The organism is Candidatus Magnetobacterium casense (assembly GCF_019173545.1).
Classification (GTDB): domain Bacteria; phylum Nitrospirota; class Thermodesulfovibrionia; order Thermodesulfovibrionales; family Magnetobacteriaceae; genus Magnetobacterium; species Magnetobacterium cryptolimnobacter.
The window spans coordinates 1-8,252 of the sequence record NZ_JABXWD010000149.1; the positions used below are offsets into that span (position 1 = coordinate 1).

The following is an 8,252-nucleotide window of genomic DNA, read 5'->3' on the forward strand; positions in this document are numbered from 1 at the left end:
ACTGCCCACTTTAACGACTACATATTATATTATACCGGCCTTAATTAATGCTAATGTCTGGACAGCGGGTATGAGTTGAGAATTATAGAAAATGACACAGACTACCGCCACTTTACGGTGGTTATAAGAAACAGGTCTGAAAACGCCGGAGATGGTGTCCTTGAGAGCGTAAAAAAAATAATAGAAGACGTACGAAGAGACGGGAACAAGGCGGTTGCGTATTATACCGCTGAGTTTGATAAAGGAACGTCGATTGAGGTATCCGAGCGGACTATAGAGGAGTATTCAAAGAAGGCTGATCGTCATTTTCTGGAGGCCTTAGAGAAATCAGTACAACGAATAAGGGGTTTTCACAAAAGGCAGGCAGAGCATTCGTGGAGTTATAATGACAACGGGGTGGTACTTGGGCAGCTGATAAGGCCGCTGGAAAGGGTTGGTGTGTATGTACCCGGCGGCAAGGCGGCATATCCGTCATCGGTGTTAATGAATGTCATACCGGCGCAGATAGCCGGTGTAGAGGAAATAGCCCTCTGTGTCCCGTTTCCCGATGGGATAATAAATCCCTATGTAATGGCTGCGATTAAGGCCGTAGGAGTGAAAGAGGTATACTCCATAGGCGGGGCGCAGGCAGTAGCGGCAATGGCCTATGGGACAGAGACGATTAAGAGGGTGGATAAAATCGTAGGTCCTGGAAACGCGTATGTAGCGGCGGCAAAGAAAATGGTATTTGGTGCAGTGGATATTGACATGATTGCCGGTCCGTCGGAGATACTGATAGCGGCGGATGAGACGGCCGAGGCATCATTCATAGCGGCAGACCTCTTGAGCCAGGCAGAGCACGATGAAAACGCATCGTCAATTTTGGTTACGACATCAGGGGAATTGGCCGCAAGGGTGCAAATAGAACTTACCGGGCGATTAGAGAAGTTGACAAGGAAGGAGACAGCCAGAAAATCGATAGAAAACTACGGCGCTATTATTATAGCGGCAGACCGTGGGGAGATGTTTCGCTGTGTAAATGAAATAGCCCCCGAACACCTTGAAATAATGACGAAAGACCCTGAAAAAGACCTTGAACTGGTAAGAAACGCAGGCGCAGTATTTTTAGGCAGGTGGTCGGCAGAGCCGCTGGGAGACTACGCGGCAGGCCCGAATCACACGCTTCCGACAAACGGGACATCGAGATTTTTCTCACCTCTTGGGGTCTATGATTTTATAAAGAGGACGTCGCTGATTAATTTCACCGGGGAGGGATTTAGAAATATAGCCGAAACGGTAGAGACAATGGCTGAATGCGAGGGACTTCAGGCGCACGCCGAATCAGTAAGGGTAAGAAGAAAGGCCCTTGAGGGTATGATGCTTGAGGATAATTAAACAAATATTTTAGAAACGGCAGCTAAACTCCTTCCAATGCAAATAAAACTTACGTTATAATAGCGGATGATGGAATTGGTAATGAGGCATCGGGAAAAGCGGGTCGCGGGCGCGAAATGATAATATTAGAGAAGGTGTCCAAGACCTATGAAAATCAGGCCGCGCTGAGTAATATAAATCTGAGGGTAGAAAAAGGGGATATGGCGTTTGTAACCGGCCCAAGCGGGGCGGGCAAGACCACGTTATTTAAGCTGCTATATCTTGCCGAGAAGCCTGACGAGGGGACGATCACGATAGCCGGCTTCAACGCGGCTGAGTTAAGGTCATCAGCCATACCGTTTTTAAGGAGAAACATAGGGGTAGTGTTTCAGGACTTCAAGCTCATCAACAACAAGACCGTGTATGAAAACATCGCCCTGACGCTAAGAATACGCGGCATAATAGAAAGGGAAATCAAAGAAAGGGTACACAATGTACTAAAAATGGTAAATCTCAGGCACAAGTCCGACAACTATCCGCTGACGCTCTCAGGCGGCGAACAGCAGAGGATAACCATAGCCAGGTCCATAGTAGGCGAACCTACGGTAATGCTTGCGGATGAGCCCACGGGCAATCTGGACGAGGAAAACGAAAAGGAGATAATGAATATATTTAAACAGATAAACAACAAGGGGACGACCATATTAATAGCCACGCATAACCGGGCGCTTTTTGAAAACACGGCGAAAAAAGTTTTTGTATTGGAGGGCGGCAGGCTCGTCAAAGGGGATGAGAAATAGGTGTTTTCGCTAAGACTTGCCCTGCAGAGCATTTTTAAAGAGAAGTGGATGAATGTCCTGTCGATCCTGTCAATAAGTGTAATATTGTTTATATTGATATCAGTGGCCATAGCCGTATATAACGTGGAGAGGCTGACGGCCAGGCTTCCCGAGAGGCTGACGGTGATAGTGCTGTTAAAAGAAGGCGTATCTGGCGAGGAGATAAAGGCTGTACAAACGGCCATAAAAGCAGAGCACGCTGTAAAGACGGTGAATTTTGTTTCGAAAGAAAGGGCACTTGAAGACTTAAAAAAGGTGTTTAAAAAGGATGACTTTATTCTAAAGGGCTATGGAGAGAATCCCCTGTTTGACTCGTTTGACGTTAAACTCAGAAGTGACGGTGTACCGGTGGAGGAGGTCAGACGGCTGATAAAGAAGATAAAGTCGATGGCCGGGGTGGATGATGTGGAGTACGGGGAGGCGCTAATGGACTCGATATACGCCTTAAAAGGCGGCTTGAGGGCCTTGGGATTAAGTATAGGGATAGTGTTTGTGTGTGCGGTAACGTTTATATGTTACACGACGGTGAAGATACTGTTTTACAGACATAAGGACGAGATAGAGATATATAAGCTGCTTGGAGCAACGAGGTGGTTTGTGAGGGCGCCATTTTTCATGGAAGGCTCGATAATAGGCCTTTTGGGCGGGGTAATAGGGTCTGGGATGCTGATGGGGTTTTATACATATTTCCTGAAGAAGCTGATGGCCGATTTACCTATGTTTACGTTTATAAGCATACCGATGCAGTTTTTGTATCTGCTGCCAGTGTTTGGGCTGTTATTAGGTTTAGGCGGGTCAGTGCTGGCCCTTGGTAGACTGAAGTATTAGAATGGGCAAGACGGTATTGCTGATAATGATTTTAGTCGTGCTTGTGCCAGCGGTAGTCTTTGCCGAAGGGGTAAAGGACAAGTATAAAAAACTGCAAGATGAGATAAACATCCACAAGGAGAAGATAGAGCACTCAAAGAAAAAAGAACTCAGTGTCATAGAGGAACTTGAGAAGGCAGACAGGGAATTAAATAGGATCAGCTATCAGGTAGAGAAAGAAAAGGCTCAGGTAGCCGAGCTGGAAGAATCCATAAAGACAGTAAAACATGATATGGCAAAGACCGAAAAGACAATAGCGGTGTTAAGAGTGTCGCTGAAGAAGAGGCTGCAGGCGATTCAGCGTTACGGATATGAAGTAGACAGGATGGTAGTGCTGTTAAATGTCGATAGTTTTTATGAGATGTTAAGAACTACTAGATATTTGTCAAAGATGTCGGGCAGTGAGTACAGGCAAATGGAGAGTTACAAGGATCTCTCAAGCAAACTATCGGAGAAGGAAAAGAAATTGCAGACACTGGCATCCCAGTTAAGGACAAAGGCAGAGAAATTGAAAGGCTCGGAGACAGCGCTTGTAGAAAAGAAAAAAGAACGGGAGCAGATACTCCTGTCCGTGAGAAAGGAACAGGCCTTGTACGGCTCGATGTTAAAAGAGCTGGAGTCTACATCAACGCGCCTGAAGGACTTTTTGGAAAAGAATGAAAATGAGATGTCCGATGCTGGCAAGGAATTCAAGAATCTGAAGGGGGCGTTGTCGTGGCCGATAAAGGGCAGGGTAGCTATCCCGTATGGGACACACCAGGACCCGCAGTTTAAGACCCCGGTGTACAGAAACGGAATATATATAAGTTCGGAAAATGACTCATCCGTGAGGGCGGTTTACGACGGCAAGGTAGTATTTGCTGATATGTTCAAGGGACTTGGGCAGGTGATAATATTGAGTCACGGTATGGGATACCATACGGTATACGCAAATTTAAGCAGCATGTTTGCCAAGGCAGGCGATATAGTGAAGGCCAGGAGCGCAATAGGAAACGCCGGGACGTCGAGCTTGCTAAACACGGCAGGGATGTATTTTGAGATAAGGTATAAGGGAAAACCGATAAATCCATTACAATGGTTGAAAAGGGAGAATTAGGAGGATGAATGACTAAGAGCGTGCGATTTTGGGTAATATGGATGATATTGCCGATAGTGGCCTTAAGCGGGATATTTATAGGCAGCGGCGTTATAATTGGCAAGTGGGCAGTTAAATCCGTCAGTGCGGAGTCGGATACGTACCAGGAGCTAAAGCTGTTTACAGAGGTAATATCGATAGTAAGGAGTAATTACGTTGAGGAGGTCAAGACAAAGGACCTGATATATGGCGCTCTGAAGGGGATGCTTAACGCCCTGGACCCCCATTCTTCGTTCATGACACCGGACCTGTTTAAAGAGATGAAGGTGGACACAAAGGGAGAGTTTGGCGGTGTTGGCATACAAATAGGAAAAAAGGGTGGATTTATAACGGTCATATCGCCAATTGAGGACACGCCGGCTTACCAGGCAGGGATAAAGGCAGGCGATGCGATAGTAAAGATAAGCGGCGAGACGACAGAGAAAATGACGCTCTATGACGCAGTCAGCAAAATGCGCGGGCCAAAGGGCTCCAAGGTAACAATAACAATAATGAGGAGCGACTGGAAAGAGCCGAAGGACTTCACACTGATACGTGATACGATAAAGGTCAAGAGCGTAAAGTATAAGGTAATCAACGGGGATATCGGGTATGTGAAAATAAATCAGTTTCAGGAAAAGACCGTAGCCGATTTAGTGAAGGCGCTGGGAGTCCTTAGAGAAAAAAAGGTAACAGCGATATTGCTTGACTTAAGAAACGACCCTGGCGGTCTCTTACAGGGGGCGGTTGGGGTAGCTGAGCAGTTTTTGCCGCCGAACAAGCTGGTAGTATATATAAAGGATAGGGCGGGGGAGAAAAAGGAGTTTGTAACTGAAGGTGACGGCAAGTACGAGAAACTCCCGATGGTAGTACTGGTAAACGAGGGAAGCGCCAGCGCATCCGAGATAGTGGCAGGGGCACTGAAGGACTGGAACCGGGCAGTTATTGTAGGGACGACGACGTTTGGCAAAGGCTCTGTACAGAGTGTCCTGCCGCTAAGTGACGGTTCGGGATTGCGTCTGACAACGGCCCGCTATTATACGCCGAAGGGGACATCGATACAGAACACTGGAATTACGCCTGACATAGTGGTGAAACTCAAGGCCGAAAAAGGAAATGATCGCCCCGTTATGAGAGAAAAAGACCTGAAGGGCCACCTCGACAACGAGCAGATAAACGGACAAGACCAGGACGAGCCGGAGGCCGCCCCCCTGGAAGTCGATGAAAAGGATGATTTACAGCTGCAGCGTGCCGTAGATATTCTAAAGGCATGGGACGTGATGAAGAGATTTAACAAGGCCGCGTAGCCAGGCATGTCAAGGGTAATATTTGACATAGAGACGGCAGGTGCGGAACTTGACTCATTTGAACCTGAGGTGCAGCAGTACCTGTTAAAGCTTGCCAATACAGAGGAGGAGATTCAATTGGTAAAAGAGAGTCTCTCCTTCTATCCGAATACGGCTGAAATTGTGGCAATTGGCATGTTAAATCCCGATACTGGAAAGGGCGTAGTATATTTTCAATCGGGCAATGATGCGGACGCTGCGCCATTTGAGGAAGATGGAATTACCTATCGCGGGGGCAGCGAACGGGCAGTAATCCAGGGGTTTTGGGATGTAATAAAAAAGTATGATAAATTTGTTACGTTCAACGGCAGGGCATTTGACTGTCCATTTATAATGATACGCTCTGCGGTACATGACATCAGGCCGACACGGGATTTGATGCCCAACCGCTTCGGCAGCGAGCACATAGACCTCCTTGACAGGTTGACGTTTTACGGTGCCACGCGCAGGCGGTTCAGCCTGGATATGTGGTGCAGGACGTTTGGGATAAAAAGCCCAAAGTCAGAAGGCGTAACCGGATACGACGTTAAGGACATGTTTAGGGCCGGCAGATATAAGGAAATAGCCGTTTACTGCGCTAGAGACCTATGGGCCACGCGGGAGCTGCTCTTTAAATGGGAAGGCTATATCAAGTACCCGCCCGAAGGGCAGATTAAGGTTAGTCAGATGAAGAGTTAGCAGGTTTCGTTGAGGACCTTAGCGGCATCTTTGGCAAAGTATGTTAGGATCAAATCCGCCCCGGCGCGTTTTATCGAGATAAGGATTTCCATCATAACCTTTTCGTAGTCAATCCATCCAAGCCGTGCCCCGGCATGGACCATGGAGTATTCGCCGGAGACGTTATATGCGGCAACGGGGACGTTGAAGGCGTGCTTAACGTCTGAGATTATATCAAGATAAGAGAGCGCGGGTTTGACCATAAGAATGTCGGCGCCTTCATCGATGTCGATAGAGGCTTCTTTGAGGGCTTCACGGCGGTTGGCGGGGTCCATTTGATGGGATTTTCTGTCACCGGAGGTCGGTGTGGATTGGGCGGCCTCTCTGAAAGGTCCATAGAAGGCGGATGAGTACTTAACGGCATAACTCATAATCGGCATAGGGCTAAATCCCTCTGAATCGAGTGCGGCCCTGATGACTCTGACACGCCCGTCCATCATATCCGAAGGTGCGGCCATGTCCGCGCCGGCGCGCGCGTGTGAGACGGCGGTACGAGCGAGCAGCTCAAGGGTCTGGTCATTGAGGATTTGACCATTTTCTACAATACCGCAGTGCCCGTGGCTTGTGTATTCACACAGACATATATCGGTAATGACAAACAGAGCAGGCACGGCATTTTTTATTTCACTAACTGCGCGCTGAATAACGCCGTCGGGGTCATAAGCCCCGGAGCCTTTTTCGTCTTTGTGCTCAGGGATGCCGAAGAGGATAACCGCCGCAATGCCTGATGAGTAAATCTCTGCCGCTGAGGTAACGGCCACGTCAACCGATTCGACAAAGCAACCCGGCATAGATTGAATCGGCCGCTTGATATTGTTCCCGAAGGTAACGAAAAGGGGACAAATAAAATTAGCTACAGATAGTGTGGTCTCTCTCACCATCTCCCTGAGAACGGGATTATATCTAAGCCGTCTCGGCCTTACTGCTGGAAACATGATAGATAGATTGTAGATTAACCCGGCCTAAAAAAACAAGTATATGTCATCTATGTGCATTGGAAAAGCGCTCTTTTTCATCAAGGGTAGAAGGGTTACTTTGGTATGGCTCACAGTTATAGTAATAGGTTCGACAATTTCTCAGCTTGCCATTTTCTTCGAAGGGAGGTTATTATTGGACATTGATGTTAAGGGCTAAAATCGGGTCTGACACAGTTTATTTAACAGACCCGAAGCTTTACAAAATAGTCGTAGAACTTGTATAATCTTACATAGCGCCACTAGCTCAACGGCAGAGCAGCGGACTCTTAATCCGTTGGTTGAAGGTTCAAATCCTTCGTGGCGCACTACCATTTACCCGATTTAAGCCAATCTACGGAGTATCACCACGTATCATCTGGTATCACATAGTATCAAAATTGGGTGCACTTTGCACCCAGAATGCACCCACCCCTATTTACTAACATTCCCCGTTAACAACCCCAGCTAAACCCATGTCCCGCGCGGGGTTCACCGGATTGATTAATTGTTGGACAGGGATTTGTGAGGACCTCGTGCCGGCTGTCTAAAAATTTATCCCTTATTGTGAGTTTTAACCTGAAAACACAATATGAGAATCCTTATTGTGTTTTCAGGCGCTAAAGTACAATATGTCATGCCACGATAATCTTTATTACACTCCCTGGCCAACCGTTCTATTGCCCTTTTGCTTGCCTATGTAGGTGTCCCTATACCACTTTTTCGCTCTTTCTACTTTCTCCTTATCCTCAGCATCAAGCTGAGACATAAATTTATATTTGTACCTGACCGGCAGCATCGCCAGCGGGTCTGCTCGTTTTATGCTTGCCTTGACATCGCTCATCTTCCCGCCAAGGTTTTTGTACTTATCGAGGTATTTCCTGGCCGCCTCTATGTCTCCATATTTCAGGGACTGCTTGTAATAGTACAAGGCCGTCCCTCTTGACGTAGGCAGAGCTATCGGTTTCTCTTCCCCCATTTTCTCAAGGTAATCCCTTGTCATCTTTATAGTGTCGTAATAGGCCGACTCTCCGGCGTCGGTCGTGTATGTGAGCAGCCCCGC

At 47.4% G+C, this 8,252-nt stretch carries 8 protein-coding genes and 1 tRNA gene; 7 read left to right on the forward strand and 2 right to left on the reverse strand.

What is annotated here, in order from left to right:
* Positions 1–75: 75 nt before the first annotated feature.
* The 6 genes from hisD (at position 76) to HWQ67_RS09260 (ending at position 6,197) form a co-directional block, all read left to right on the forward strand.
* Positions 76–1,374, forward strand: a complete 1,299-nt coding sequence (gene hisD / locus HWQ67_RS09235) for a histidinol dehydrogenase (protein ID WP_218252399.1) — start codon at positions 76–78, stop codon at positions 1,372–1,374.
* 116 nt (positions 1,375–1,490) lie between these two features.
* Positions 1,491–2,153: a cell division ATP-binding protein FtsE gene (ftsE, locus tag HWQ67_RS09240; protein ID WP_218252400.1), complete on the forward strand. Its 663-nt coding sequence runs from the start codon at positions 1,491–1,493 to the stop codon at positions 2,151–2,153.
* On the forward strand, positions 2,154–3,020 hold the full coding sequence (locus HWQ67_RS09245) for a cell division protein FtsX (protein ID WP_218252401.1): 867 nt from the start codon (positions 2,154–2,156) through the stop codon (positions 3,018–3,020).
* A 1-nt stretch (position 3,021) separates the two neighbouring features.
* Complete coding sequence (locus tag HWQ67_RS09250) at positions 3,022–4,155, forward strand: murein hydrolase activator EnvC family protein (protein WP_218252402.1); 1,134 nt, start codon at positions 3,022–3,024, stop codon at positions 4,153–4,155.
* Between the two features lie 8 nt (positions 4,156–4,163).
* On the forward strand, positions 4,164–5,480 hold the full coding sequence (locus tag HWQ67_RS09255; RefSeq protein ID WP_218252403.1) for a S41 family peptidase: 1,317 nt from the start codon (positions 4,164–4,166) through the stop codon (positions 5,478–5,480).
* Positions 5,481–5,486: 6 nt separating this feature from the next.
* On the forward strand, positions 5,487–6,197 hold the full coding sequence (locus tag HWQ67_RS09260) for a ribonuclease H-like domain-containing protein (protein WP_218252404.1): 711 nt from the start codon (positions 5,487–5,489) through the stop codon (positions 6,195–6,197).
* Here the strand turns inward: HWQ67_RS09260 and hemB are convergent.
* On the reverse strand, positions 6,194–7,174 hold the full coding sequence (gene hemB / locus HWQ67_RS09265) for a porphobilinogen synthase (RefSeq protein WP_218252406.1): 981 nt from the start codon (positions 7,172–7,174) through the stop codon (positions 6,194–6,196). The two genes, HWQ67_RS09260 and hemB, sit on opposite strands and share 4 nt — an antisense overlap.
* A gap of 272 nt (positions 7,175–7,446) precedes the next feature.
* On the opposite strand from hemB, the gene HWQ67_RS09270 reads away from it, so the two are divergent.
* A tRNA-Lys gene (locus tag HWQ67_RS09270) sits at positions 7,447–7,518 on the forward strand.
* A 326-nt stretch (positions 7,519–7,844) separates the two neighbouring features.
* Here the strand turns inward: HWQ67_RS09270 and HWQ67_RS09275 are convergent.
* On the reverse strand, positions 7,845–8,252 hold a 408-nt coding region (locus tag HWQ67_RS09275), incomplete at its 5' end, for a hypothetical protein (RefSeq protein WP_218252405.1).

Excerpts from the sequence above, each read along its gene's own strand:
- HWQ67_RS09260 (WP_218252404.1), top strand. The coding sequence starts at position 5,487 with ATGTCAAGGGTAATATTTGACATAGAGACGGCAGGTGCGGAACTTGAC.
- ftsE (WP_218252400.1), top strand. The coding sequence starts at position 1,491 with ATGATAATATTAGAGAAGGTGTCCAAGACCTATGAAAATCAGGCCGCG.
- HWQ67_RS09250 (WP_218252402.1), top strand. The coding sequence starts at position 3,022 with ATGGGCAAGACGGTATTGCTGATAATGATTTTAGTCGTGCTTGTGCCA.
- HWQ67_RS09255 (WP_218252403.1), top strand. The coding sequence starts at position 4,164 with ATGACTAAGAGCGTGCGATTTTGGGTAATATGGATGATATTGCCGATA.